General features: G+C 69.8%; 22 protein-coding genes. 18 read left to right on the top strand and 4 right to left on the bottom strand.

Annotation, left to right across the window (positions count from 1 at the left end; all coding sequences use genetic code 11):
• Nucleotides 1-297: 297 nt before the first annotated feature.
• From metH to M5362_RS26375, 4 genes are all read left to right on the top strand, one after another.
• Entirely contained in the window at nucleotides 298-3,825 is a 3,528-nt protein-coding gene (metH, locus tag M5362_RS26360; RefSeq protein WP_260230247.1) for a methionine synthase, read from the top strand.
• A gap of 135 nt (nucleotides 3,826-3,960) precedes the next feature.
• Nucleotides 3,961-4,659 carry an HAD family phosphatase gene (locus M5362_RS26365; protein WP_260230248.1) on the top strand — a complete coding sequence of 233 codons (699 nt, stop codon included), beginning with the start codon at nucleotides 3,961-3,963 and terminating at the stop codon, nucleotides 4,657-4,659.
• Between the two features lie 421 nt (nucleotides 4,660-5,080).
• Nucleotides 5,081-6,670 carry an ABC transporter substrate-binding protein gene (locus M5362_RS26370; RefSeq protein WP_260230250.1) on the top strand — a complete coding sequence of 530 codons (1,590 nt, stop codon included), beginning with the start codon at nucleotides 5,081-5,083 and terminating at the stop codon, nucleotides 6,668-6,670.
• 79 nt (nucleotides 6,671-6,749) lie between these two features.
• Nucleotides 6,750-8,324 (top strand): ABC transporter substrate-binding protein, encoded by a 1,575-nt coding sequence (locus M5362_RS26375; protein WP_260230251.1) that lies wholly within the window; start codon nucleotides 6,750-6,752, stop codon nucleotides 8,322-8,324.
• A 188-nt stretch (nucleotides 8,325-8,512) separates the two neighbouring features.
• On the opposite strand, the gene M5362_RS26380 is transcribed toward M5362_RS26375, so the two are convergent.
• Complete coding sequence (locus M5362_RS26380) at nucleotides 8,513-9,184, bottom strand: response regulator transcription factor (protein ID WP_260230252.1); 672 nt, start codon at nucleotides 9,182-9,184, stop codon at nucleotides 8,513-8,515.
• A 10-nt stretch (nucleotides 9,185-9,194) separates the two neighbouring features.
• Complete coding sequence (locus M5362_RS26385; protein ID WP_260230253.1) at nucleotides 9,195-10,109, bottom strand: RecB family exonuclease; 915 nt, start codon at nucleotides 10,107-10,109, stop codon at nucleotides 9,195-9,197.
• Between the two features lie 241 nt (nucleotides 10,110-10,350).
• On the opposite strand from M5362_RS26385, the gene M5362_RS26390 reads away from it, so the two are divergent.
• The 3 genes from M5362_RS26390 (at nucleotide 10,351) to M5362_RS26400 (ending at nucleotide 13,147) form a co-directional block, all read left to right on the top strand.
• Nucleotides 10,351-11,484: a site-2 protease family protein gene (locus M5362_RS26390; RefSeq protein WP_261366478.1), complete on the top strand. Its 1,134-nt coding sequence runs from the start codon at nucleotides 10,351-10,353 to the stop codon at nucleotides 11,482-11,484.
• Nucleotides 11,485-11,502: 18 nt separating this feature from the next.
• Nucleotides 11,503-12,390 (top strand): tRNA (adenine-N1)-methyltransferase, encoded by an 888-nt coding sequence (locus tag M5362_RS26395; RefSeq protein ID WP_015032448.1) that lies wholly within the window; start codon nucleotides 11,503-11,505, stop codon nucleotides 12,388-12,390.
• A 181-nt stretch (nucleotides 12,391-12,571) separates the two neighbouring features.
• Nucleotides 12,572-13,147: a hypothetical protein gene (locus tag M5362_RS26400; RefSeq protein WP_260230255.1), complete on the top strand. Its 576-nt coding sequence runs from the start codon at nucleotides 12,572-12,574 to the stop codon at nucleotides 13,145-13,147.
• Nucleotides 13,148-13,151: 4 nt separating this feature from the next.
• Here M5362_RS26400 and M5362_RS26405 read toward each other — a convergent pair whose 3' ends face one another.
• Nucleotides 13,152-13,463 (bottom strand): ferredoxin, encoded by a 312-nt coding sequence (locus M5362_RS26405; protein ID WP_260230256.1) that lies wholly within the window; start codon nucleotides 13,461-13,463, stop codon nucleotides 13,152-13,154.
• 256 nt (nucleotides 13,464-13,719) lie between these two features.
• Here M5362_RS26405 and arc point away from each other — a divergent pair, with 256 nt between their 5' ends.
• The 6 genes from arc (at nucleotide 13,720) to prcA (ending at nucleotide 19,455) form a co-directional block, all read left to right on the top strand.
• A complete protein-coding gene (arc, locus tag M5362_RS26410) occupies nucleotides 13,720-15,486 on the top strand; it encodes a proteasome ATPase (protein WP_260230257.1) in 1,767 nt (588 codons plus the stop codon).
• 167 nt (nucleotides 15,487-15,653) lie between these two features.
• Nucleotides 15,654-17,165: a depupylase/deamidase Dop gene (dop, locus tag M5362_RS26415; protein WP_260230258.1), complete on the top strand. Its 1,512-nt coding sequence runs from the start codon at nucleotides 15,654-15,656 to the stop codon at nucleotides 17,163-17,165.
• Between the two features lie 136 nt (nucleotides 17,166-17,301).
• Nucleotides 17,302-17,514 (top strand): ubiquitin-like protein Pup, encoded by a 213-nt coding sequence (locus tag M5362_RS26420; protein ID WP_260230259.1) that lies wholly within the window; start codon nucleotides 17,302-17,304, stop codon nucleotides 17,512-17,514.
• Between the two features lie 140 nt (nucleotides 17,515-17,654).
• Nucleotides 17,655-17,837 carry an endonuclease domain-containing protein gene (locus tag M5362_RS26425; RefSeq protein ID WP_308354914.1) on the top strand — a complete coding sequence of 61 codons (183 nt, stop codon included), beginning with the start codon at nucleotides 17,655-17,657 and terminating at the stop codon, nucleotides 17,835-17,837.
• A complete protein-coding gene (prcB, locus tag M5362_RS26430) occupies nucleotides 17,789-18,628 on the top strand; it encodes a proteasome subunit beta (RefSeq protein WP_260230260.1) in 840 nt (279 codons plus the stop codon). Before M5362_RS26425 ends, prcB begins: the two co-directional genes overlap by 49 nt.
• 65 nt (nucleotides 18,629-18,693) lie before the next feature.
• Nucleotides 18,694-19,455 (top strand): proteasome subunit alpha, encoded by a 762-nt coding sequence (gene prcA, locus M5362_RS26435; protein WP_260230262.1) that lies wholly within the window; start codon nucleotides 18,694-18,696, stop codon nucleotides 19,453-19,455.
• A gap of 67 nt (nucleotides 19,456-19,522) precedes the next feature.
• On the opposite strand, the gene M5362_RS26440 is transcribed toward prcA, so the two are convergent.
• Nucleotides 19,523-20,539, bottom strand: a complete 1,017-nt coding sequence (locus tag M5362_RS26440) for a LacI family DNA-binding transcriptional regulator (RefSeq protein ID WP_260230263.1) — start codon at nucleotides 20,537-20,539, stop codon at nucleotides 19,523-19,525.
• A gap of 126 nt (nucleotides 20,540-20,665) precedes the next feature.
• Here M5362_RS26440 and M5362_RS26445 point away from each other — a divergent pair, with 126 nt between their 5' ends.
• The 5 genes from M5362_RS26445 to M5362_RS26465 all read left to right on the top strand — a co-directional run bounded on the left by M5362_RS26445 (nucleotide 20,666) and on the right by M5362_RS26465 (nucleotide 26,135).
• Nucleotides 20,666-21,988, top strand: a complete 1,323-nt coding sequence (locus tag M5362_RS26445; protein WP_260230264.1) for an MFS transporter — start codon at nucleotides 20,666-20,668, stop codon at nucleotides 21,986-21,988.
• 9 nt (nucleotides 21,989-21,997) lie between these two features.
• Nucleotides 21,998-23,359 carry a Pup--protein ligase gene (pafA, locus tag M5362_RS26450; RefSeq protein WP_137990376.1) on the top strand — a complete coding sequence of 454 codons (1,362 nt, stop codon included), beginning with the start codon at nucleotides 21,998-22,000 and terminating at the stop codon, nucleotides 23,357-23,359.
• A gap of 313 nt (nucleotides 23,360-23,672) precedes the next feature.
• Entirely contained in the window at nucleotides 23,673-24,611 is a 939-nt protein-coding gene (locus tag M5362_RS26455) for an FKBP-type peptidyl-prolyl cis-trans isomerase (protein WP_260230265.1), read from the top strand.
• 60 nt (nucleotides 24,612-24,671) lie between these two features.
• Nucleotides 24,672-25,052 carry an FKBP-type peptidyl-prolyl cis-trans isomerase gene (locus tag M5362_RS26460; RefSeq protein ID WP_260230266.1) on the top strand — a complete coding sequence of 127 codons (381 nt, stop codon included), beginning with the start codon at nucleotides 24,672-24,674 and terminating at the stop codon, nucleotides 25,050-25,052.
• 126 nt (nucleotides 25,053-25,178) lie between these two features.
• The gene (locus tag M5362_RS26465) at nucleotides 25,179-26,135 is read left to right on the top strand and encodes a YafY family protein (RefSeq protein WP_260230268.1); all 957 of its coding nucleotides are present in this window, start codon (nucleotides 25,179-25,181) and stop codon (nucleotides 26,133-26,135) included.
• The last annotated feature ends 1 nt before the right edge of the window (nucleotide 26,136 follow it).

Here is a 26,136-nt window from a genome sequence, read left to right on the forward strand (position 1 = left end):
CCGGCCCTTCTCCCTGTCCGTTGATGCTCGCGACCCCGGGTTCTCCCAGATCCTGGGGGACAGGATCGCGTGGATCATGCTGTTCGACAATGCTGAACACTATCGGTCGATGCCGACCGCTCTGTACCTACACAGTGTCGGGCATGAACGGGTGCGACCGGGAGCCCCCGGGAGACAGGATGCCGTCCGCCCAGTGGAACGCGATGTCCACCCCGGCTTCCGCGCGGTTAGTCTGGGCCCGTGCCCCTCCTCCGAGGGAGCAAAGCCGACAGCCGTCGCATCCCAGGGAGCTCATCCATGGCCTCGTCGCCGACCCCTTCCGCTGACAGCCGGACCCGCGCCGCAGCCCTCCGCGAGGCACTCGCGACCCGTGTGGTGGTGGCCGACGGAGCCATGGGCACCATGCTCCAGGCACAGGACCCCAGCCTCGAGGACTTCGAGAACCTCGAAGGCTGCAACGAGATCCTGAACGTGACCCGGCCCGACATCGTCCGCTCGGTGCACGAGGAGTACTTCGCCGCCGGTGTCGACTGCGTCGAGACCAACACGTTCGGCGCCAACTTCGCCGCCCTGGGGGAGTACGACATCCCCGATCGGGTGTACGAGCTCTCGGAATCCGGCGCCCGCATCGCCCGCGAGGTCGCCGACGAGTTCACCGCCTCCACCGGACAGCAGCGCTGGGTGCTCGGCTCCATGGGCCCCGGCACCAAGCTGCCGACGCTGGGCCACGCCCCGTACACCCTCCTGCGCGACGCCTACCAGCAGAACGCCGAGGGCATGATCGCCGGCGGCGCCGACGCGCTGCTCGTCGAGACCACGCAGGACCTGCTGCAGACCAAGGCGTCCGTCATCGGCGCCCGCCGCGCCCTGGACTCCCTCGGCATCGACGTGCCGCTGATCGTCTCCGTCACCGTCGAGACCACCGGCACCATGCTGCTCGGCTCCGAGATCGGCGCGGCGCTCACCGCCCTGGAGCCGCTCGGCATCGACATGATCGGCCTGAACTGCGCCACCGGCCCGGCCGAGATGAGCGAGCACCTGCGCTACCTCGCCCGCCACTCCCGTATCCCGCTCTCCTGCATGCCCAACGCCGGCCTGCCCGTCCTCGGCAAGAACGGCGCGCACTACCCGCTGTCCGCGGCCGAGCTCGCCGACGCCCAGGAGACGTTCGTCCGCGAGTACGGACTCTCCCTGGTCGGCGGCTGCTGCGGTACGACCCCGGAGCACCTGCGCCAGGTCGTCGAGCGGGTCCGCGACCTGACCCCCTCCGTCCGTGAACCGCGCCCCGAGCCCGGCGCCGCCTCGCTCTACCAGACGGTCCCGTTCCGCCAGGACACCTCCTACATGGCGATCGGCGAGCGCACCAACGCCAACGGTTCCAAGAAGTTCCGCGAGGCCATGCTGGAAGCCCGCTGGGACGACTGCGTCGAGATGGCCCGCGACCAGATCCGCGAGGGCGCGCACATGCTCGACCTCTGCGTCGACTACGTCGGCCGCGACGGCGTCGCCGACATGGAGGAGCTTGCCGGCCGCTTCGCCACCGCCTCGACCCTGCCGATCGTCCTCGACTCCACCGAGGTCGACGTCATCAAGGCCGGCCTGGAGAAGCTCGGCGGCCGCGCCGTCATCAACTCCGTCAACTACGAGGACGGCGACGGACCGGACTCCCGCTTCGCCAAGGTCACCCGTCTGGCCCAGGAGCACGGCTCCGCGCTCATCGCGCTCACCATCGACGAGGAGGGCCAGGCCCGCACCGTCGAGCACAAGGTCGCCATCGCCGAACGGCTCATCGACGACCTGACCGGCAACTGGGGCATCCACGAGTCGGACATCCTCATCGACACCCTCACCTTCACCATCTGCACCGGGCAGGAGGAGTCCCGCAAGGACGGCATCGCCACGATCGAGGCCATCCGCGAGCTGAAGCGGCGCCACCCGGACGTCCAGACCACGCTGGGCCTGTCCAACATCTCCTTCGGCCTGAACCCGGCCGCCCGCATCCTGCTCAACTCCGTCTTCCTCGACGAGTGCGTCAAGGCCGGCCTGGACTCGGCCATCGTGCACGCGTCCAAGATCCTGCCGATCGCCCGCTTCGACGACGAGCAGGTCACCACCGCCCTCGACCTGATCTACGACCGGCGCCGCCCCCAGCAGGGGGACGAGCCGGCCTACGACCCGCTGCAGAAGCTCATGGCCCTCTTCGAGGGGGCCACCACCAAGTCCATGAAGGCCGGCAAGACCGAGGAGCTCCTCGCCCTGCCGCTGGAGGAGCGCCTCAAGCGCCGGATCATCGACGGCGAGAAGAACGGTCTGGAGGCCGACCTCGCCGAGGCCCTTCAGGAGCGCCCCGCCCTCGACATCGTCAACGAGACGCTGCTCGACGGCATGAAGGTCGTCGGCGAGCTGTTCGGCTCCGGCCAGATGCAGCTGCCGTTCGTGCTCCAGTCCGCCGAGGTCATGAAGACGGCCGTCGCCTTCCTCGAACCGCACATGGAGAAGTCGGACGCCGACGGCAAGGGCACGATCGTCCTCGCGACGGTCCGCGGCGACGTCCACGACATCGGCAAGAACCTCGTCGACATCATCCTGTCCAACAACGGCTACAACGTCGTCAACCTCGGCATCAAGCAGCCCGTCTCCGCGATCCTGGAGGCCGCCGAGGAGCACCGCGCCGACGTCATCGGCATGTCCGGCCTGCTGGTGAAGTCCACCGTGATCATGAAGGAGAACCTGGAGGAGCTCAACCAGCGCGAGCTGGCCGCCAAGTACCCCGTGATCCTCGGCGGCGCGGCCCTCACCCGCGCCTATGTCGAGCAGGACCTCCACGAGATCTACCAGGGCGAGGTCCGCTACGCCCGGGACGCCTTCGAGGGCCTGCGGCTCATGGACGCCCTCATCGCCGTCAAGCGCGGTGTCCCCGGAGCCGCACTCCCCGAGCTCAAGCAGCGCCGCGTCGCACAGCGCGCGGCGTCGCTGGAGGTCAACGAGCCCGAGCCGGGCGGCCGTTCGGACGTCTCCACCGACAACCCGGTGCCGGCCCCGCCGTTCTGGGGCACCCGGGTCGTCAAGGGCATCCCGCTGAAGGACTACGCCTCCTGGCTCGACGAGGGCGCGCTGTTCAAGGGCCAGTGGGGTCTCAAGCAGAACCGCGCCGGCGACGGCCCCTCCTACGAGGAGCTGGTCGAGACCGAGGGCCGTCCGCGGCTGCGCGGCTGGCTGGAGCGCCTGCACACCGAGAACCTGCTGGAGGCGGCCGTCGTCCACGGCTACTTCCCCTGTGTCTCCAAGGGCGACGACCTGATCCTCCTCGACGAGGCCGGCAACGAGCGGACCCGCTTCACCTTCCCGCGCCAGCGCCGCGGCCGCCGCCTCTGCCTCGCGGACTTCTTCCGCCCGGAGGATTCGGGCGAGACGGACGTGGTCGGCCTCCAGGTCGTCACCGTCGGCTCGAAGATCGGCGAGGCCACGGCCACGCTCTTCGAGTCCGACTCCTACCGCGACTACCTGGAGCTGCACGGTCTCTCCGTACAGCTGGCCGAGGCCCTCGCCGAGTACTGGCACGCCCGTGTCCGCGCCGAGCTCGGCTTCGCGGGCGAGGACCCGGCCGACGTCGAGGACATGTTCGCGCTCAAGTACCGAGGCGCCCGCTTCTCGCTGGGCTACGGGGCCTGCCCCGATCTGGAGGACCGGGCGAAGATCGCCGACCTCCTCCAGCCCGAGCGGATCGGCGTCCAGCTCTCGGAGGAGTACCAGCTCCACCCCGAGCAGTCCACGGACGCCATCGTGATCCACCACCCCGAGGCGAAGTACTTCAACGCGCGGTAACACCCGCCCCGGAAGCAAATCAGAGCACCTCCGGTGATCCGGACGTACACTGGTCGGTCCAGTGCAGGCCGGTCGCCCTACCCCCGTGCCGGGGAGGGAGACCGGCCTTCTCGTCCCTCCATGGAGGTGTGCCGGATGACCAGTACGGTCCCCGCGTCCCTGTTCCGCGCCAACGGAAGCTCCGCGCTGCAAGCGGTCTTCCTCGACATGGACGGCACCCTCGTCGACACCGAGGGCTTCTGGTGGGACGCGGAGGTCGAGGTCTTCGCCGACCTCGGGCACCGTCTGGACGAGGCCTGGCGCGACGTCGTCGTCGGCGGCCCCATGGCCCGCAGCGCGGGCTACCTCATCGACGCCACCGGCGCCGACATCAACCTCGCCGAGCTCACCGTCCTGCTCAACGAGAAGTTCGAGCAGCGCATCGACCACGGCGTCCCCCTGATGCCGGGCGCCGAGCGGCTCCTCGCCGAGCTGGCGCACCACTCCATCCCGACGGCACTGGTCTCCGCCTCGCACCGGCGCATCATCGACCGGGTCCTCGCCTCGCTGGGCCCCGACCGCTTCACCCTCACGGTGGCCGGCGACGAGGTGCTGCGCACCAAGCCCCACCCCGAGCCCTACCTGACCGCGGCGAGCGGCGTCGGCGCCGATCCGTCGCTGTGCGCCGTCATCGAGGACACCGCGACGGGCGTGGCGGCGGCCGAGGCGGCCGGCTGCCGGGTGGTCGCCGTCCCCTCGGTGGCCCCGATCGCGCCCTCCGCGGGCCGGGTCGTGGTCCGCTCCCTCGAGGACGTGAACGTGCCCTTCCTGCGGACGCTGATCACCGGACCGTGATCATGTGACCGGCCCTCCGCGGAACGGCCGCGCGCGTGACCTTCGTCACCCAGCGTGCCGGACCGCGGGTGGCCGCCCTGTGCCCCATGTCCGGAACGAAACGGTTTGGCCGTCGACGTCTGTCCCGATTCGCACGTTCCCTGATGAATCATTCCGGCGCATGACTATCGGGCCGACCGTATTCATGATCACTATCCGCATCCGGACGGCCCGCCCGCGGTCCGCCGTCCCGGCGTCTCCCACTAATCTTTCGCGAGTACCTCGCCGCACCCTCCGCGTGCACCGGCGCCGCATCCAAGTCGCCGCGAACACAGGACCGATCGCTCACCATCCCGGCCCGATCGCCCGCCCCGAACGGGCGGAAGCGGCGAGTGTCCCTGCGCCGCTGTATCCCAGTGCCGGATGAGGAGAACGTTCCCGGATGAACCGCAAGACCTTGGCCCTGCCGGCCATAGCCGGCCTGCTCGCCCCGCTGCTCGTCGCCTGCGGCGGCTCGGACGACTCCAGAGCCATCGTCGTCGGCACCACGGACCAGTTCCTCGCCACCAGCGACGCTCCCGCGCCCCTCGACCCGGCCTTCGCCTACGACACCGGCGCCTGGAACATCCTCCGCCAGACCGTCCAGACCCTGATGCACGTGCCCCGCGGCGGCGGCGAGCCCGTCCCCGAGGCCGCCGAGAGCTGCGGCTTCAGCGACCGGGCCAGCGAGAGCTACCGCTGCAAGCTCCGCGAGGGACTCACCTTCGCCGACGGCACCCCCCTCACCGCCGAGGACGTCAAGTTCTCCGTCGAGCGGGTCCTCGCCATCAAGTCCGACAACGGAACGGCCGCCCTCCTCGCCAACATCGACACCGTCGAGGTCAACGGCGACCGCGAGCTCGTCTTCCACCTCAAGACGCCCGACGCGACCTTCCCGTACAAGCTCTCCACCCCCGTCGCCGGCATCCTCAGCAAGAACAAGTACGACGGCAAGGAGCTCCGCAAGGGCTTCGACGTCGACGGCTCCGGCCCGTACGTCATGAAGACCGAGCGCGAGGGCGAGCGCATCCTCAAGGCCGTCTTCACGAAGAACCCGAACTACAAGGGCGACATCGCCCCGAAGAACGACAAGGTCGAGCTGCGCTCCTTCCCCGACGCGGACACCATGGGCAAGGCCCTGGAGAGCCGCGAGATCGACATGATGACGCGCGCCATGTCGCTGGAGCAGGTCAAGGAGCTCACCGAGCGGCCCAAGGACGGCATCGACCTCGTCGAGGTCCCCGGCCTGGAGATCCGCTACCTCGCCTTCGACACCGACGCCCCGTCCGTCGAGGACAAGGCCGTCCGGCAGGCCATCGCCGCCGTCATCGACCGCGGAGCGCTCGTCAACGCGGTCTACGGCCAGACCGCCCAGCCGCTCTACTCGCTGATCCCCTCCAGCGTCACCGGCCACTCCACCGCCTTCTTCGACGCCTACGGAGAGCCCAGCAAGAGCAGGGCGTCCGGCATCCTGCGCAAGGCCGACATCACCAAGCCGGTCGAGCTGACCCTGCACTACACCACCGACCACTACGGCTCCGGCACGAAGAAGGAGTTCGAGGCGATGCGCGACCAGCTCAACGCCACCGGGCTCTTCGACGTGACCGTCCAGGGCAGCGAGTGGTCCACCTTCCGCCCCGCGCAGAAGCGCGGCGACTACCCCGTCTACGGCCTCGGCTGGTTCCCCGACTTCCCCGACCCGGAGAACTACGTCGCCCCCTTCCTCGACGCGGACAACTTCCTGAACACCCCTTACGTCAACGCGTCCGTGCGCGACCAGCTGATCCCGCGCTCGCGCCGCTCCGCGGACCGCAACGCCGCGAGCCCCGTCTTCGGGCAGATCCAGAAGATCGTCGCCCAGGACGTGCCGGTCCTGCCGCTCTGGCAGGGCAAGCAGTACGTCGCCGCGCGCGACGACCTGACCGGCGTGGAATGGGCGCTGAACACCTCCTCGGACCTGCTCCTCTGGGAGCTCGGCCGCGGCAGCGCCTGACCCCTCCTCAACCTGTTCGGCTACACCGGCCGCGCACCCGGGCGCGACCGGCCTGGCAAGAGATCAAGAGGCACGTTCTGTGAAGCACAACAAGTGGCTGACGGCCCCCCTCGCCGCGGGCCTGTCCGCCGCCCTGCTCAGCGGCTGCGGCACGGAGCAGGGCGGTGGCACCGCGAGCTCCGGTGACAACGTCCGCGTCGGCATGTCCGACGAGGTCCTGGCGACCGACCCGGCCGCCGGCTACGACCCCGGCTCCTGGCTGCTGTTCAACAACGTCTTCCAGTCCCTGCTCAGCTTCCCCAAGGGCACCACCGAGCCCCAGCCGGAAGCCGCCGAGAAGTGCGCCTTCGCAGGGGGCAGCAAGGTCTACACCTGCACGCTGCGCGAGGGCCTGAAGTTCTCCAACGGCAACCCGCTGACCTCGAAGGACGTCAAGTTCTCCTTCGACCGCGCGCTGAAGATCGCCGACCCGGCCGGCCCGGCGCCGCTGCTCTCCTCGATCGCCTCCATCGAGACCCCCGACGACCTGACCGTCGTCTTCCGCCTGAAGACCCCCGACGCCACCTTCCCGAGCAAGATCGCCTCCGGCGCCGGCTCGATCGTCGACCACCGCGAGTACTCCGAGAACGGGCTGCGCACCGACGGCAAGGCGATCGGCTCCGGCCCGTACAAGCTGGAGTCCATCAGCGACACCGAGGCCGTCTTCTCCGTCAACGCCGGCTACCGGGGCAGCGCGAAGCCGCAGAACGGCGGCGTCACCCTCAAGCTCTACAACGGCGACCGCGCCGCCCTCTCCAAGGCCCTCGCCGACAACGACGTCGACGTCGCCTACCGAGGCCTCAGCGCCGACGAGATCTCCAGCCTGGAAACCTCCGCCGAGGACAAGGGCATCGAGGTCATCCAGGGCACCAGCGCCGAGGTCCAGCACCTCGTCTTCAACGTCAAGGACCCCGTCGTCGGCGAGCTCGGCGTCCGCCAGGCGATCGCCCACCTCGTCGACCGCGAGGCGCTCGTCCAGAACATCTACAAGTCGACCGCCACGCCGCTCTACTCGATCGTCCCGGCGGGCGTCGCCGGCCACAACACCGCCTTCTTCGACACCTACGGCGCCCCCGACGCCGCCGAGGCCAAGAAGGCGCTGCGCAAGGCCGGCATCACCGACAAGGTGAAGCTCACCCTCTGGTCCACGCCGAGCCGCTACGGCCCGTCCACCGACGAGGAGCTCAAGGCGATAGCCGAACAGCTCAACACCAGCGGCCTGTTCGACGCCGACGTGAAGTCCGTCGAGTACGAGCAGTACGAGAAGGACATCGCGGCCGGCAAGTACGGCGTGTACGTCAAGGGCTGGGTGCCCGACTACCCCGACGCCGACAACTTCACCGCCCCGTTCTTCGGCGAGGGCAACGTCCTCTCCAACAACTACGCCAACGCCACCATCACCGGCAAGCTGCTCCCGAAGACCTCCGCCGCCGCCGACCGCGCGAGCACCAGCGACGACTTCGGCAAGCTCCAGGACCTGGTCGCCGAGGAACTGCCCCTCCTGCCGCTCTGGCAGGGCAAGCAGTACGCCGTCGCCCGGGAGGGCATCACCGGTCTCGACTGGACCCTGGACGCCTCGACCGTCTTCCGCTTCTGGGAGATCAAGAAGAGCTGACGGACCACCCGCGGGCGCCCGGCGCCACGGTGCACCGTCCCGTGGCGCCGCGCGAAGGGGCCCGGCACGCATCACGCGTGCCGGGCCCCTTTCGGCTCTCTGCCGGCCGCCGGAGTGCCCCCAGGCGCACCCGGCCGGTCTTCTCCGGGCTACTGCCCCGGGCGCACCCGGCCGGTCTTCCCCGCGGGCTACTGCGCCCCCGGGCGCACCAGACCGCTCTCGTACGCGTACACCGCCGCCTGGACCCGGTCGCGCAGACTCAGCTTCGTCAGCACATGGCCCACATGCGTCTTCACCGTCGTCTCGCTGACGAACAGGTCCGCCGCGATCTCCGCGTTCGACAGACCGCGCGCCACCAGCTTCAGGACCTCGACCTCACGGTCGGTCAGGGTGTTCAGCGTGTCCGGCACCTGCTCGTCGCCCGAGGGCAGATGCGCCGAGTACTTGTCGAGCAGACGGCGCGTGATCGACGGCGCCAGCATCGCCTCGCCGGCCGCCACCACCCGGATCGCCTGCACCAGCTCATTGGCCGGCGCGTCCTTCAGCAAGAAGCCGCTGGCCCCCGCCCGCAGCGCCTCCACCACGTACTCGTCCAGGTCGAACGTCGTCAGGACCAGCACCTTCGCCGGACCGTCCCGGCCCGGACCCGTGATCTGGCGCGTCGCCTCGACCCCGTCCATCCGCGGCATCCGGATGTCCATCAGCACCACGTCGGGCTGCAACGCCCGCACCTGCTCCAGGGCCTGCAGACCGTCCCCGGCCTCACCGACGACCGCGATGTCCTGCTCCGCCTCCAGAATCATCCGGAAACCGGTGCGCAGCAGCGGCTGGTCGTCGACCAGTAGGACGCGGATAGCCACGAGAACTCCTTCACGGCGCGGGCTGGACCGGGCCCATTCTGCCCTGCCCCGAATCGCCCGACTCCGGCGGGCGCGCGGAAACGATCTCCGGCCGGATCTCCAGCGGATAGACCGGGGGAGTACCACCGAACTCCGGGCACACCGCCCGGTGGTCGCACCAGCCGCACAGCTTCGTCGGACGCGGCCGCCACTCGCCCGTCTCCGTCGCCAGCCGGATCGCCTCCCACAGCGCCAGAAGCTTCCGCTCCACCCGCAGCAGGTCCGCCTCCACCGGGTCGTACGTCAGGACGTCACCGCTGCCCAGATACACCAGCTGCAGGCGCCGCGGGACCACCTGCTTCAGCCGCCAGATCACCAGCGCGTAGAACTTCATCTGGAAGAGCGCGCCCTCGCTGTACTCCGGGCGCGGGGCCTTGCCCGTCTTGTAGTCGACGATCCGCACCTCGCCCGTCGGCGCCACGTCGATCCGGTCGATCACCCCGCGCAGCCGCAGCCCCGACTCCAGCTCCGTCTCCACGAACAGCTCGCGCTCCGCCGGCTCCAGACGCGTCGGATCCTCCAGCGTGAACCACCGCTCCACCAGCTGCTCGGCCTGGACCAGCCAGCCCGCGAGACGCTCCCCCTCCGCGTCCTCCGCGAACAGCTCGCCCAGCTCCGGCTTCGACTCCAGGAGCCGGTCCCACTGCCCCGGAATCAGCGCCTTCGCCCGCGGCGCCGTCCGCTCGGCGGCGGGATGGTCGAAGAGCCGCTCGAGGACCGCGTGCACCAGCGTGCCCCGCGTCGCCGCCTCGCTCGGCTTCTCCGGCAGCCTGTCGATCACCCGGAACCGGTACAGCAGGGGACACTGCATGAAGTCGCTCGCCCGCGAAGGCGACAACGACGTGGGCGTCCGGGCCCCCACGGGCGGCTGCTCGCTCGTACTCATGACTCAGACCCTACGACCCGCCACCGACAGCGAGCCGCATACCATCGACGACAGACCCCGTCACGCTGCATGATCGAAGAGTGACGCACGACAGGAGTCGGGCGGAAGGCTACGAGAGGAACCCGTGAACCAGGACGACGAGCGCGGCGAGAAGAAGCGGCCGCGGTCCGGCGACGCGGAACCGCCGGCCACCGCCGGCGCCCGCACCCGACGGAGCGAGGAACCCGGCGGAGGGATCCTCATGGGCCGCCCCTTCGGCGTGCCCGTCTACGTCGCCCCCAGCTGGTTCCTCGTCGCCGCCCTCATCACCTGGGTCTTCGGCGACCAGATCGAGCGCGTCCTGCCCGACCTCGGCGCCGCCCGCTACCTGGTCTCCCTCTTCTTCGCGATCGCCTTCTACGCCTCCGTACTCGTCCACGAACTGGCCCACACGATCGCCGCGCTCCGCTTCAAGCTCCCGGTGCGCCGCATCCAGCTCCAGTTCTTCGGCGGCGTCTCCGAGATCGAGAAGGAGACCGAGACCCCCGGCCGCGAGTTCGTCCTCGCCTTCGTCGGCCCCCTGCTCTCGCTCGTCCTCGCGGGCGCCTTCTACCTGTCCCTGTACGCCGTCGAGCCCGGCACGGTCCCCGGTGTCCTCCTCGCCGGCCTGATGATCTCCAACCTGATCGTGGCGGTCTTCAACCTGCTGCCCGGCCTCCCGCTCGACGGCGGCCGCATGCTGCGCGCCGTCATCTGGAAGATCACCGGAAAGCCCATGAGCGGCACCATCGCCGCCGCCTGGGTCGGCCGGGCCCTCGCCGTCGCCGTCCTCATCGGTCTCCCCCTCCTCACCCGCACCGGCCTCCTCGGCAACTCCACCGACGAGATCAGCGGCATGGACACCGTCACCGACGCCCTGCTCGCCGCGATCCTCGCCGCCATCATCTGGACCGGCGCCGGCAACAGCCTGCGCATGGCCCGGCTGCGCGAACACCTCCCCGAACTCCGCGCCCGCACCCTCACCCGGCGTGCCATCCCCGTCGAGCCCGCCACCCCGCTCTCCGAGGCGCTCCGCCGCGCCAACGACGCCGGCGCCCGCGCCCTCGTCGTCGTCGACGGCCAGGGCAACCCCACCGGCCTCGTCCGCGAGACCGCCATCGCCGGCGTCCCCCAGCACCGCCGCCCCTGGGTCGCCGTCAGCACGCTCGCCCAGGACCTCACCGACGGCATGAAGGTCCCCGCCGAACTCACCGGCCAGCCCCTCCTGGACCACCTCCGCGCCAGCCCGGCCTCCGAATACCTCGTCGTCGAGGACTCCGAGGAGATCTACGGAGTCCTCTCGGCCGCCGACGTGGAACGTGCCTTCGTCAAGGCCATGGCACGACCCTCCGCATAACCCCGGTACTCTGGTCACATGTCCGAACCGACCGGTGCCGCCCGCCGACGCGGGCCCTTCAAGGTCGGGGACCAGGTTCAGCTGACCGACCCCAAGGGCCGTCACTACACGTTCACGCTCGAAGAGGGAAAGAACTTCCACACCCACAAGGGTTCCTTCCCGCACGACGAACTGATCGGCGCCCCCGAGGGCAGCGTTGTCCGCACCACCGGAAACGTCGCCTACCTCGCGCTGCGCCCCCTGCTCCCCGACTACGTCCTGTCCATGCCCCGCGGCGCCGCCGTGGTCTACCCCAAGGACGCGGGGCAGATCCTCGCCTTCGCCGACATCTTCCCCGGCGCGCGCGTCGTGGAAGCCGGCGTGGGATCGGGCTCTCTCAGCAGCTTCCTCCTGCGCGCCATCGGAGACAGCGGCATGCTGCACTCCTACGAGCGCCGCGAGGACTTCGCCGAGATCGCCAAGGGCAACGTCGAGCGGTACTTCGGCGGCCCGCACCCCGCCTGGCAGCTGACCGTCGGTGACCTCCAGGACAACCTGTCCGACACCGACGTCGACCGCGTCATCCTGGACATGCTCGCCCCCTGGGAGTGCCTGGAGGCCGTCTCCAAGGCCCTCGTCCCCGGCGGCATCCTCTGCTGCTACGTGGCGACCACCACCCAGCTCGCGCGCACCGTGGAGTCCATCCGCGAGTTCGGCTGCTACGCCGAACCGCAGCCCTGGGAGTCCATGATCCGCAACTGGCACGTGGAGGGCCTCGCCGTCCGCCCCGACCACCGCATGATCGGGCACACCGGCTTCCTCGTCACCGCCCGGCGTCTCGCCGACGGCGTCGAGCCCCCCATGCGCCGCCGTCGCCCCGCGAAGGGCGCCTACGGCGAGGACTACGAAGGCCCCAACAAGGGCTGACACCCCGACAACGAAGGCGTGCCGCCGTCGAGTTCCGGCCCCTGGCCGGGGAACTCGACGGCGGCACCTTCACGTTCGGCATCTTTGCGGACAGCCCGCACCCCGCCTGTTCCACCCGCCTGTGACGTATGGCACGATGCCCGCAACTCCTTCCGCGCCACCCTCACAGGAGACATCCCGCGTGCAGCCCCCCGCCGTCCCGGACCTCGCGCACACCCACGCCCGGCCGGTGCACTGGCTGGCCACCGCGACCGCGATGGCCGCCGTAGTGGCCTTCGCCGGACTGCTGCAGCCCGGCCCCGCCACCGCGACCACCGCCGCCGCCTCGGGCAGCGCGCCGGCCGCCCCGCGGCCCGCGCCCGACGCCACGACGGCCGACTACCCCCTGGAGTGCGGGGGCGCCCCCGTCAAGATCGCGCAGCGCGTCACCGGGGACCTCGACGGCGACGGGAAACCCGAGACCGTCGCAGTCGTACACTGCGAAGCCGGTTCCGGAACGCCGCCCCACGCCCTCTACGTCCTGACCCACGCCAAGGACGGCCCGGGGGCTCGCGTGGTCGCGACCCTCGTCGAACCGGCCCGGCAGAAGAACGTCGCCGACCTCGCCGTACGCGACGGCGCGGTCACCGCCACCCTTCTCGGCTACTCGTCCCCGGACGTACCCAGTTGCTGCCCCGACGAACGGGAGCGCGTCAGCTGGAGCTGGAAGGGCGGGACCTTCGTGCGGGCCGCCCAGGCCGACGCGCGGAGCGTGTGATCCGTCACTCCGCGTCAGGGCCGTAGACCTCGACCCTGTCCGAAACCCGGCGCACGTGGATGCAGTCGCCCGGGCACTCCTTCGCGGAGTCCACGACGTCCTGGAGCAGCGGCAGCGGCACCGGCGTCGTCGCCCCGGTGTCCTGGAGCAGCTCGTCGTCCGCGCTCTTCACATAGGCGAGGCCGTCGATGTCCAGCTCGAAGACCTCCGGAGCGTACTGCGCGCAGATCCCGTCCCCGGTGCAGAGATCCTGGTCGATCCAGACCTCCAGCGCCTCGCCGGCGCCCTGCTTCGGGGCCTCGTGCTGCACGGTCATGTCTCCTGCCGTTCCTGAGCGTCGAAAAAGAGGTCGTTCTTGTAAGTCCGGTCACGCCTGACGGGTGTTGACCACTGACGACGATACAACCGGCGGCTTTCCGATGTTGATGGGTGGGTATTCACCTGGCGTGAGGGGAAGCGCAAGGGTGAAGATCGGACACGCCTCGACAGTCTTTGTGATCTAGGGGTTTCAATCACCACCCACGCAGGTAGGGTCAGGAAGCGTCCAGCTCCCCTTGGAGGAGGTGAGGACCGTGGCAGCCCACGACGACGACATCAACCGCGGCATCCGGCCGGGGCGGGGGTCTGAAGACCCCGCCGGCCAGGTTGCCTATCTCGAGCAGGAAATCGCCGTCCTGCGCCGCAAGCTCGCCGACTCTCCGCGTCATACGAGGATTCTCGAAGAGCGGATCGTCGAGCTGCAGACAAACCTGGCCGGCGTGTCCGCGCAGAACGAGCGGCTCGCCAACACACTCCGTGAGGCCCGCGACCAGATCGTGGCCCTCAAGGAGGAGGTCGACCGGCTCGCACAGCCGCCTGCCGGCTTCGGAGTCTTCCTGCAGGCCAACGAGGACGGCACGTGCGACATCTTCACCGGGGGCCGCAAGCTCCGGGTGAACGTCAGCCCCAGCGTCGAGCTCGACGAGCTCCGGCGCGGCCAGGAAGTCATGCTCAACGAAGCGCTCAACGTGGTCGACGCCATGGAGTTCGAGCGTGCCGGGGACATCGTCACCCTCAAGGAGATCCTCGAGGACGGCGAGCGTGCCCTGGTGGTCGGGCACACCGACGAGGAACGGGTGGTCAGGCTCGCCGAGCCGCTGCTGGACATCACCATCCGTCCCGGCGACGCCCTGCTGCTCGAACCCCGATCCGGCTACGTCTACGAGGTGGTGCCGAAGAGCGAGGTCGAGGAACTGGTCCTCGAAGAGGTCCCCGACGTCGACTACAACAAGATCGGCGGCCTCGGCGGCCAGATCGAGATGATCCGGGACGCCGTCGAGCTTCCGTACCTCTACCCGGACCTCTTCAAGGAGCACGAGCTGCGGCCTCCGAAGGGCATCCTGCTCTACGGACCGCCCGGCTGCGGCAAGACGCTGATCGCGAAGGCCGTCGCCAACTCCCTTGCCAAGAAGGTCGCCGAGGTGACCGGGCAGCCCGCGGGGAAGTCCTACTTCCTCAACATCAAGGGCCCCGAGCTCCTCAACAAGTACGTCGGTGAGACCGAGCGGCACATCCGCCTCGTCTTCCAGCGTGCCCGGGAGAAGGCGAGCGAGGGTACCCCCGTCATCGTCTTCTTCGACGAGATGGAATCCCTCTTCCGCACCCGCGGATCCGGAGTCAGCTCGGACGTCGAGAACACGATCGTCCCGCAGCTGCTCGCCGAGATCGACGGCGTGGAAGGCCTGGAGAACGTCATCGTCATCGGCGCCTCCAACCGCGAGGACATGATCGACCCCGCGATCCTGCGGCCCGGCCGGCTCGACGTCAAGATCAAGATCGAGCGCCCGGACGCGGAGGCCGCGAAGGACATCTTCGCCAAGTACCTCACGGCCTCGCTGCCTCTGCACTCCGACGACCTCTCCGAGCACCACGGGTCCAAGGAGGCCGCGGCCCACGGAATGATCCAGTCCGTGGTCGAGCAGATGTACGCGGAATCCGAGGAGAACCGCTTCCTCGAGGTCACGTACGCCAATGGCGACAAGGAAGTCCTGTACTTCAAGGACTTCAATTCCGGAGCGATGATCCAGAACATCGTGGACCGGGCCAAGAAGATGGCCATCAAGGCCTTCCTCGACCACAACCAGAAGGGCATCCGCGTCTCCCACCTCCTCCAGGCCTGCGTGGACGAGTTCAAGGAGAACGAGGACCTGCCCAACACCACCAACCCCGACGACTGGGCCCGGATCTCCGGAAAGAAGGGCGAGCGGATCGTGTTCATCCGCACCCTTGTCACCGGAAAGCAGGGCGCGGACACCGGACGCTCCATCGACACGGTGGCCAACACCGGTCAGTACCTGTAGATCGCACACCGGCTGCGGAGGTCCGGACCCTCGGACCTCCGCAGCCGGACGCTTTTCCCCGCAGGAATGACGTAATCGATCTCCCCACCGGCGCGGAGTCGCTCTAGGCTCGTCGGTACTTGTAGCGCCGCACCCGAAGGGGAGCGCCGCCGGGCAAGGAGGGCCGCATGACCGTACGGCGAGTAATGGGCATCGAGACGGAGTACGGGATCTCCGTTCCGGGCCACCCGAACGCCAATGCCATGCTCACCTCGTCCCAGATCGTCAACGCCTACGCGGCGGCGATGCACCGGGCGCGTCGCGCCCGCTGGGATTTCGAGGAGGAGAATCCGCTGCGGGACGCCCGCGGCTTCGACCTCGCCCGCGAGGCCGCCGACTCCACGCAGCTCACCGACGAGGACATCGGCCTGGCCAATGTGATCCTCACCAACGGGGCCCGGCTCTACGTCGACCACGCCCACCCCGAGTACAGCGCCCCCGAGGTCACCAACCCCCGTGACGCCGTCCTCTGGGACAAGGCCGGCGAACGGATCATGGCGGAGGCCGCCGAGCGGGCCGCACAGCTCCCCGGTGCCCAGCCCATCCACCTGTACAAGAACAACACGGACAACAAGGGCGCCTCCTACGGCACCCACGAGAACTACCTGATGAAGCGGGAGACGCCCTTCTCGGACATCGTCCGCCACCTCACCCCGTTCTTCGTCTCCCGCCAGGTCGTCACCGGCGCGGGCCGGGTCGGGATCGGCCAGGACGGCCGTGATCACGGCTTCCAGATCAGCCAGCGCGCGGACTACTTCGAGGTCGAGGTCGGCCTGGAGACGACCCTGAAGCGGCCCATCATCAACACCCGCGACGAGCCGCACGCGGACGCCGAGAAGTACCGCAGGCTCCATGTGATCATCGGCGACGCGAACCTCTCGGAGATCTCCACCTACCTCAAGCTGGGTACGACGGCCCTGGTCCTGTCCATGATCGAGGACTCGTTCATCAACGTGGACCTCGCCGTCGACCAGCCCGTCCGCACCCTTCACCAGGTCTCCCACGACCCCGGCCTCCAGCACCTCGTCACGCTGCGCAGCGGCCGTACACTCACCGCGGTCCAGCTCCAGATGGAGTACTTCGAGCTGGCCAGGAAGTACGTGGAGGAGCGGTACGGCGCGGACGCCGACGAGCAGACCAAGGACGTCCTGGTCCGCTGGGAGGACACCCTCAACCGGCTCGAGAACGATCCTATGAGCCTCGCCGGCGAACTGGACTGGATCGCCAAGCGTGAGGTCATGGAGGGCTACCGGCGGCGCGACGGCCTGGAGTGGGACTCGGCCCGGCTGCACCTCGTGGACCTGCAGTACGCCGACGTGCGTCCCGAGAAGGGCCTGTACAACCGTCTGGCGGCCCGGGGGCGCATGAAGCGGCTCCTGGACGAGTCCGAGGTCGAAAGGGCCGAGACGAAGCCTCCGGAGGACACCAGGGCCTACTTCCGGGGCCGCTGCCTGGAGCAGTACGCGGACGACGTGGCGGCCGCGTCCTGGGACTCGGTGATCTTCGACCTCCCGGGCCGGGACTCCCTCCAGCGGGTGCCGACCCTGGAACCCCTGCGGGGCACCAGGAACCACGTGAAGGAGCTGCTCGACCGGTGCCGGACGGCGGAGGAACTGGTCCGCGTCCTGTCGGGCGGCTGAAATGGCCGGGCACTGGGAATCATGGGACTAGTGCCCGGACGTTGTACGAAACTGCGGGGCCGATGTCAGACCTGGCTTGTAGGGTCTGATCTTGAGAGACCCAACCGAGCGGGCCGATTCGAGCGGGGTGAGGGATATGGCGACCAAGGACACCGGCGGCGGACAGCAGAAGGCGACGCGTTCCACGGAGGAGGTCGAGGAGACGACCGCGGAGGCGAGCTCCGACCTCCAGGAACGTCAGGAGAAGCTGAGCGACGACGTGGACTCCGTCCTGGACGAGATCGACGACGTGCTCGAGGAGAACGCCGAGGACTTCGTGCGCTCCTTCGTGCAAAAGGGCGGCGAGTAACGCCATCTGACCTTCGAATCGAAGGTGGGGGCGGGTGACTGCAGAGGTCATCGGACGGTGCGGGCCGGAGTGCCCGCACCGTCCGGTCACTGGCACCGCACCGGACGCCGGCACGGCCGGCCCCTGCCCTCGAAGACGATGTGGATCACCGTCACGAGCCGGGTAGGGTCCGTGACATACCGTGCTTCAACTGCAACGCGGCCGAGGGCGACGGCATGCCGGGAGACGATCCCGGCGGCCGGCGTCGGGCCATCTCATCCTTGGAGGGACACGCGTGGAAGCCAACACTCGTAGCACCGGGCGTCTACCAGCTGCCTTCCTGACGCCGGGCTCGTCCTCGTTCCTGGACTTCCTCTCCGACCACTCGCCGGAGATGCTCCCGGGCAACCGGAAGCTCCCCGAGGGGGTCGTCGAGGCGCCGCACGGCACCACGATCGTTGCCGTGACGTTCCCCGGTGGTGTCGTGCTCGCCGGTGACCGCCGGGCGACCATGGGCAACATGATCGCGCAGCGGGACATCGAGAAGGTGTTCCCGGCCGACGAGTACTCGGCGGTGGGCATCGCCGGCACCGCCGGGCTCGCCGTCGAGATGGTCAAGCTGTTCCAGCTGGAGCTGGAGCACTTCGAGAAGGTGGAGGGCGCGACCCTCTCCCTGGAGGGCAAGGCCAACCGCCTGTCCACCATGATCCGCGGCAACCTCGGCATGGCCATGCAGGGTCTGGCCGTCGTGCCGCTCTTCGCCGGATGGGACGAGGGCAAGGAGAAGGGCCGGATCTTCTCCTACGACGTGACCGGCGGCCGCTCCGAGGAGCACGGCTTCGCCGCCACGGGCTCCGGTTCGGTCTTCGCCCGCGGCTCCATGAAGAAGCTGTACCGCCCCGACCTGACGGAGGAGCAGGCCACCACGCTGGTCGTGCAGGCGCTGTACGACGCCGCCGACGACGACTCGGCGACCGGCGGCCCGGACCTGTACCGCCGTATCTATCCCATCGTCACCGTCATCACCGACGAGGGCTTCCGCCGGCTCACCGAGGACGAGTCCTCGGCGCTCGCCCGTTCGGTCACCGACCGGCGCCTGGAGCAGCCCGACGGCCCGCGCGCGGCCCTGCTCTGACCACTCGTCGTCCTCCCCGGACGTCCGGGGGGACCCCCAATCCAGAAGAAAGGGACGGGTAGCCGGTGTCGACTCCGTTCTACGTCTCACCCCAGCAGGCCATGGCCGACCGGGCGGAGTACGCCCGCAAGGGCATCGCCCGCGGCCGCAGTCTGGTCGTCCTGCAGTACACCGACGGCATCGTGTTCGTCGGCGAGAACCCGTCCCGCGCGCTGCACAAGTTCAGCGAGATCTACGACCGGATCGGCTTCGCCGCGGCGGGCAAGTACAACGAGTACGAGAACCTCCGTATCGGCGGCGTGCGCTACGCCGACCTGCGGGGCTACACCTACGACCGGGACGACGTGACCGCCCGGGGCCTGGCGAACGTGTACGCGCAGACGCTCGGCACGATCTTCTCCAGCGCCGGTGAGAAGCCGTACGAGGTGGAGCTGGTCGTCGCCGAGGTGGGCGCGGAGCCCGAGGGCGACCAGATCTACCGGCTGCCGCACGACGGGTCGATCGTGGACGAGCACGGCTCGGTCGCGGTCGGCGGCAACGCGGAGCAGATCGGCAGCTTCCTCGACCAGCGGCACCGCGACGGGATGTCGCTCGCCGAGGCGCTGAAGCTCGCCGTGCAGGCCCTCTCGCGGGACACCAACGGCAGCGAGCGGGAGATCCCCGCGGAGCGCCTGGAGGTGGCGGTCCTCGACCGTACGCGTCCGCAGCAGCGCAAGTTCAAGCGGATCGTCGGACGTCAGCTGGCCCGCCTCCTCGACGCGGACAACGCGGCGATCGCCAAGACGGACGAGCCGTCGGACGAGATCGCGGAGGACTCGGAGGAGTAGCCCCTTCGGTCGAGCATGCCGAAGGCCCCGGTCCGCGGGTGTGGACCGGGGCCTTCGGCGCGCCCGCTCAGGCCGGCGCCGGGCCGGAGGAGTCGCGGGACATGAGCGTGACCGGGAGGTCGCCGGGCTCGGGGCGCTCGCCTGCCAGGACGGCCAGGAGAGCGGCCATGCCGCGCTCCCCGATGCGCTCGGCGGGCAGCCGTACGGTGGTGAGCTCCGGTTCCACGGCGGTGGCGAGCGCCAGATCGTCGAAGCCGGTGACCGAGACGTCGTCGGGGACGCGCAGCCCGAGGCGGCGCGCGGCCTTGCAGGCTCCGGCGGCGAGGATGTCGTCGTCGCAGACCAGGGCCGTCGGGCGGGGGCCGGGGCCGGTGAGGGCCCGCTCGGCGGCCGCCCGGGCGCCGTCGACGTCCAGGGGCGCGTGGACCGTGCGGACGTCGGTGTCGCGCAGTGCTTCGGCGAGGGCGGCCGCGCGGACGTCGAAGGTCCAGGACGGCACGGCCGAGGCGAGGTGGACGAAGCGGCGGTGGCCCAGGCCCAGCAGATGCGCGGTGACCTGGCGCATCCCGTCGACGATGTCGAGGTTGACGTGGGCGGCCGCCCCGGTCGCGGAGGGGTCGCTGTCGAGCATGACCAGCGGCAGCTCCGTGCCGTGGAAGGCCTTCAGGGCGTCGGCGGCCATCGAGGAGGCGATGATGCCGTCGAGCGCCGCGCGCGCGGAGGCGAAGGGGTCCTTGGCGGGGCCGACGCCGTCGGGGGAGGGGTAGAGGACGACGCCGAAACCGTGGCGGGCGGCGACCGTGGCCGCGCCGGTGTAGACGCGGGCGAAGAACTCGTTGGTGAGCGCCGGGACGACGAGCAGCGCGGTCCTCGTGCGCCCGAGGCGGAGGTTGCGGGCGGCGAGATTCGGCCGGTACCCGAGCTCGCGGGAGGCCTCGCGCACGGCGTCCGCGGTGCGCTCCGACACGCGGCCGCGCCACTTGTCGCCGAGGACGAGCGACACGGTGGCCTGCGACACCCCGGCGGCCCTGGCGACGTCCCGGCTGGTGGGCCGCGCCGAGCCGGGGGACTCTGGGGTCTGCACTCGTGCCTCCGCGAGGGGTCGTCGCCGCCCGCGGGGTGGACCCGCGGGATCCCGCCATGGTACGTATGACCCAGCGACGTTATACGTAAAACCTCGGGGGTGGACGCCGGGGGAGAGGAGACGGACATGGCCACCGAGGCCAAGGCGAGCGGCGGCTATCTCGACATCCTCAGGGCGCCGCACGCCCTGCGACTGCTCACCGGCACCCTCGTCGGCCGGCTCCCGAACGGCACCGGGCCCATCGCCCTCGTGCTCTTCGTCCGCTCCGAGGGCGGCAGCTTCAGCCTGGCCGGCGGGCTCACCGCCGCGTACGGCATAGCCACCGCCGTCGGCCAGCCGCTCCTCGGCCGCGCGGTCGACCTCAAGGGCCAGCCGCGCGTCCAGCTCCCCGCGGCGCTCGTCTCCGCCCTGGGCATGATCGTCCTCGCCGTGGCCGGAATCAGCCCCCTCGTGCTCGCCTACGCGGCGGTCGTGGTCGCCGGACTCTTCACCCCGCCACTCGAAGGCGGACTGCGCGCCCTGTGGCCGAGCGTCCTCGGCCGGGAGGACCGGGTCCACCGGGCCTACGCCATGGACGCCGTGGCCCAGGAGGTCATGTTCACCGTCGGGCCGCTCCTGGTGACCCTCCTGGTCGCCCTCTGGTCGCCCGCCGCGGCCCTGCTCGTCATCAACGTCCTCGGCGTCCTCGGGGCTCTCTCCGTGGTCCTCTCCGAGCCCTCGCGCGCCTGGCGCTCGGAGCCCCGCGAGGCGCACTGGCTCGGCGCCCTGCGCTCGCCCGGCCTCCTGGCCCTGCTCGGCTCCTTCTTCTTCGTCGGGCTCGCCCTCGGCTCCATCACCGTCGCGGGCCTCGCCTACGCCGACGAGCGGGGCAACGAAGCGGCGTACGGCTGGATCATGGCCGCCCTCGGCCTCGGCGCACTGATCGGCGGCGTCCTCTACGGCGCCCGCCGCTGGGCCGGCGCTCCCGAGCGGCGACTGACGGTCATCGTCGGCCTGCTCGCCCTCGGCTACCTGCCGCTGATGCTCACCCCCGGCGTCGTACCGATGGCCGCGCTCGCCGCGCTCGCCGGCGTCTTCCTGGCCCCCGCCCTCGCCTGCGGCTTCATCGTCGTCGACCGGCACGCGCCCAGCGGCACCGTCACCGAGGCCTTCTCCTGGCTCGTCACCACCTTCGGCGTAGGCGCCGCGCTCGGCTCCGCCGCCGCGGGACCGGCCGTCGAACTCGCCGGAACCACCGCGGGCTTCGCCGTCGCCGCAGCGGGCGGCACAGTGGCCTTCCTGGTCCTGCTGGCCACCGGCCGGGTGCTCGGGGCGCCCCGCTCCGGCGTGCGACACGCCGTCAGCGCCACCGTGGGCGGGGCCGGCCAGGCCGAAAAGAACACGCACTCATCGGAAAATGATCGAAACGGGGCCGTCGAACCCGGTTTCAGCTCAGGCCATCAGGCGTAATGTTCAGACATGGACCGCCGCATTTTCGGGCTGGAGAACGAGTACGGCGTCACGTGCACGTTCAGGGGACAGCGCCGACTGTCTCCTGACGAAGTGGCGCGCTACCTCTTCCGCCGTGTCGTGTCATGGGGCCGCAGCAGCAATGTCTTCCTGCGGAACGGCGCCCGCCTGTACCTGGACGTGGGATCGCATCCGGAATACGCAACGCCCGAATGCGACAACGTGACCGAACTGGTCACCCACGACAAGGCCGGCGAGCGCATTCTCGAAGGCCTGCTCGTCGACGCCGAACGCCGCCTGCACGAGGAGGGAATCGCCGGCGACGTCTATCTCTTCAAGAACAACACCGACTCGGCGGGAAACTCCTACGGATGCCACGAGAACTATCTCGTCGCCCGCCATGGAGAGTTCTCCCGGCTCGCGGACATCCTCATTCCCTTCCTCGTCACCCGACAGCTCATCTGCGGCGCCGGAAAGGTGCTGCAGACCCCGCGGGGCGCGGTCTACTGCGTCTCCCAGCGGGCCGAGCACATCTGGGAGGGCGTCAGCTCCGCGACGACCCGCTCCCGGCCCATCATCAACACCCGCGACGAGCCGCACGCGGACGCCGAGCGGTACCGCAGGCTGCACGTCATCGTCGGCGACTCGAACATGTCCGAGACGACCATGCTGCTCAAGGTCGGAGCCACCGACCTCGTGCTCCGCATGATCGAGGCGGGCACCGTCATGCGCGACCTGACGCTTGAGAACCCGATCCGGGCCATCCGCGAGGTCAGCCACGACATCACCGGCCAGCGCAAGGTCCGCCTCGCCAGCGGCCGCGAGGCCTCCGCCCTGGAGGTCCAGCGCGAGTACTACGAGAAGGCGGCCGACTTCGTCGACCGCAGGGGCATCCGTACGGGCACGGTCGCCCAGGTCCTGGAGCTCTGGGGCCGCACCCTGGACGCCATCGAGGCGGAGGACCTCGACCGGATCGGCACCGAGATCGACTGGGTCATGAAGTACAAGCTCATCGAGCGGTACCGGGCGAAGAACAACATGACCATGTCGCACCCCCGGGTCGCGCAGATAGACCTCGCGTACCACGACATCCACCGCCGCCGCGGTCTCTACTACCTCCTGGAGCGCAAGGGGCAGGCGGCCCGGATCTGCAACGACCTGAAGATCTTCGAGGGCAAGTCCGTGCCCCCGCAGACCACCAGGGCGCGGTTGCGCGGCGACTTCATCCGCCGCGCGCAGGAGCAGCGACGGGACTTCACCGTCGACTGGGTCCACCTCAAGCTCAACGACCAGGCGCAGCGCACCGTGTTGTGCAAGGACCCCTTCCGGTCCGTCGACGACCGGGTGGAAAAGCTGATCGCCGGAATGTAGGACACGACGGTACGAAGTACCAGGGCCCCGTACGTTTGCCGTGCGGGGCCCTTGGCCTGCCCGGAAGGTCCCCCAGGGGGTGTCTTGTGGATCACGCCGGGCTCGCGGCGTCTGGCACGCACTCCCCCGTAGCCCTTCGGGCACGGGAGGTGCCCCCACGCCGCGTTGTCGTCAGTCGCCGACGCTCCGCGTCGGCTCCATCCTCCGCCTTGCGATCGCACGCACCAGACGCCGCTCCCTGATCCGGCCTGATCCACAAGACACCCCCTAGAGTGTCGGGCAACTAATGTGCCGTCTGAGATCTGAGGAACACGTGCGCCGACTTGCCGGCCTACTGGTCGTCCCGCTGCTGCTGCTCTCGACAGCGGCCTGCGGCAGCGACGACGGAGGCTCTGATTCCGCCTCGATGAAGAACGGGCTGCCCGCCATCACCGCGGGTGAGAAGTTCGGAGAGAAGCCCACCCTCGCGAAGGGTGAGGGCGACCCGCCCAAGGAACTCAAGGTCAACGTGATCAGCGAGGGCGACGGCGCGGTCACGAAGAAGGGCGACGCCCTCCAGGTGAACTACCTGGGTCAGGCCTGGGACTCGACGACCCCCTTCGACAACAGCTTCGACCGCGGCCAGCCGTTCGACCTGACGCTCGGCGCCGGCCAGGTCATCAAGGGCTGGGAGCAGGGCCTGGAGGGCCAGAAGGTCGGCAGCCGTATCGAGGTCGGCATCCCGCCGGAGCTCGGGTACGGCGAGCAGGGCCAGGGCGACATCAAGCCCAACGCCACCCTCGTCTTCGTCGTGGACATCCTGAAGTCCACCACGATCCCGAAGTCCGCCGAGGGCACCGAGGTCGCCCAGGAGAACAAGGACCTGCCCAAGGTCGGTACGAACACCGACGGCAAGGCCCCCTCGCTGACCGTGCCGAAGGTCGACCCGCCGACCAAGCTCGTCTCCAACTACATCCTGGAGTCCAAGGGCGAGGCCGTGAAGGGCACCGACACGGTCGTCGTGAACTACGTCGCGGCGTTGTGGAAGGACGGCAAGGTCTTCGACTCGACGTACCAGACGGGCAAGACCGCGAACTTCCCGCTCGCCCAGCTGACGTTGAAGGGCCTCAAGGACGGCATCACCGGCAAGAAGGTCGGCAGCCGCATCCTGATCGTCGCCCCGCCGTCCGAGGCGTTCGGCGACAAGGAGCAGCAGGGCATTCCGAAGAACTCCACGCTGGTGTTCGCCGTCGACATCCTGGCCAAGATGTAAGACTGTCCCGGTCGCGCAGTTCACCGTTGCGCGGTTCATCAGTTTGAGGAGCACACTGCAGTGAGCATCGAGAAGCCCGAGGTCGACTTCCCGGGCGGCGAGCCGCCGGCCGACCTGGAGATCAAGGACATCTGGGAGGGCGACGGCGAGGTGGCCGGCGCCGGCGACTTCGTCAAGGTCCACTACGTGGGTGTGGCCTTCTCCACCGGCGAGGAGTTCGACGCCTCCTGGAACCGCGGCAACCCGCTGGACTTCCAGCTGGGTGTCGGCCAGGTCATCCAGGGCTGGGACAAGGGCGTGCAGGGCATGAAGGTCGGCGGCCGCCGCCAGCTGGTCATCCCCGCGAACCTCGCCTACGGCGACCGGGGTGCGGGCAGCGCGATCGCCCCGGGCGAGACCCTGATCTTCGTCTGCGACCTGGTCGGCGTCACCAAGCGCTGACCGGATCCGCTCGAACGAGGGCCCGTGCCTGTCCAGGCACGGGCCCTCGGCTTTTGCCACGACACCCCGGGGCGGTACGGTCGGATCTCCCCGAAGTCAATCCGGCAGAAGAGGTGCAGGGCGTCGATGGCGATTGCCAAGGCCGAGCGGCTGATGAATCTGGCCCTCTGTCTCCTCGGAACCCGCCGGCCGCTGAGCAAGCGTGAGCTGCGGGGGTCCATCGAGGCCTACATGGAAGCCGGGAGCGACGACTCCTTCAACCGGATGTTCGAGCGCGACAAGGACGATCTGCGTGAACTCGGCCTGGTCATCGAGACCGTCGAGAACCTGGAGGGCGAGACCGGCTATCTGGCCCGCCGCGACTCCAACCGCCTCCCCCCGATCACCCTCGACGCCGAAGAGGCCGCCGCGCTCGGCCTCGCCGCCAAGGTCTGGCAGCAGGCCCGCCTCGCCGGCGCCGCCAGCGGCGCCCTGCAGAAGCTCCGCGCGGCCGGCATGCCCGAGGCCGAGGACTCGTACGACGCCCAGCACAGCGCCCTCGAACCGCGCATCCCGGTCCACGAGACCGCCTTCGAGCCCCTGATGCTGGCCTGCCGCGACCGGCGCCCCGTCGTCTTCGACTACCGCAAGGCGACGGCGGCACGCCCCGAGACCCGCCAGGTCGAGCCCTGGACCCTGGAGTGCTGGCGCGGCCACTGGTACCTGGCCGGCTGGGACCGCGACCGCGGCGCCGAGCGCGTCTTCCGTCTCTCCCGCATCACCGGCAAGGTCCGCTCCCGGGCCGGCGCCTTCACCGCGCCCGTCCCCGACGTCGTCACCGTCCGCGAGACCGTGGAGAGCTGGGCCGGCGAGACCGCCACCCGCTCGGCCCGGATCCGGCTGCGCGCCGGCAGCGGCTACCCGCTGCGGGCCCGCGCCCGGTCCGTACGGGAGGGCGCGGACGGCTGGGACGAGCTGGAGATTCCGTACGGGCACGGCCTGGACGCCTGGCTCGTGGAGTTCGGCCCCGATGTCGTCGTACTGGAACCCGCGGACCTGCGGGCCGACGTGGTGGACCGGCTGCGCGCCGTGGCCAAGGGCTGAA

Source organism: Streptomyces sp. Je 1-79, from assembly GCF_025195125.1.
In the GTDB taxonomy this organism is placed as follows: Bacteria; Actinomycetota; Actinomycetes; order Streptomycetales; family Streptomycetaceae; genus Streptomyces.

Bases quoted from the DNA above. Each gene is read 5' to 3' on its own strand.
- metH (WP_260230247.1), top strand. From the start codon at position 298: ATGGCCTCGTCGCCGACCCCTTCCGCTGACAGCCGGACCCGCGCCGCA.
- M5362_RS26365 (WP_260230248.1), top strand. From the start codon at position 3,961: ATGACCAGTACGGTCCCCGCGTCCCTGTTCCGCGCCAACGGAAGCTCC.
- M5362_RS26370 (WP_260230250.1), top strand. From the start codon at position 5,081: ATGAACCGCAAGACCTTGGCCCTGCCGGCCATAGCCGGCCTGCTCGCC.
- M5362_RS26385 (WP_260230253.1), bottom strand. From the start codon at position 10,109: ATGAGTACGAGCGAGCAGCCGCCCGTGGGGGCCCGGACGCCCACGTCG.
- M5362_RS26390 (WP_261366478.1), top strand. From the start codon at position 10,351: ATGGGCCGCCCCTTCGGCGTGCCCGTCTACGTCGCCCCCAGCTGGTTC.
- M5362_RS26395 (WP_015032448.1), top strand. From the start codon at position 11,503: ATGTCCGAACCGACCGGTGCCGCCCGCCGACGCGGGCCCTTCAAGGTC.
- M5362_RS26405 (WP_260230256.1), bottom strand. From the start codon at position 13,463: ATGACCGTGCAGCACGAGGCCCCGAAGCAGGGCGCCGGCGAGGCGCTG.
- dop (WP_260230258.1), top strand. From the start codon at position 15,654: ATGACCGTACGGCGAGTAATGGGCATCGAGACGGAGTACGGGATCTCC.
- M5362_RS26420 (WP_260230259.1), top strand. From the start codon at position 17,302: ATGGCGACCAAGGACACCGGCGGCGGACAGCAGAAGGCGACGCGTTCC.
- M5362_RS26445 (WP_260230264.1), top strand. From the start codon at position 20,666: ATGGCCACCGAGGCCAAGGCGAGCGGCGGCTATCTCGACATCCTCAGG.
- pafA (WP_137990376.1), top strand. From the start codon at position 21,998: ATGGACCGCCGCATTTTCGGGCTGGAGAACGAGTACGGCGTCACGTGC.
- M5362_RS26465 (WP_260230268.1), top strand. From the start codon at position 25,179: ATGGCGATTGCCAAGGCCGAGCGGCTGATGAATCTGGCCCTCTGTCTC.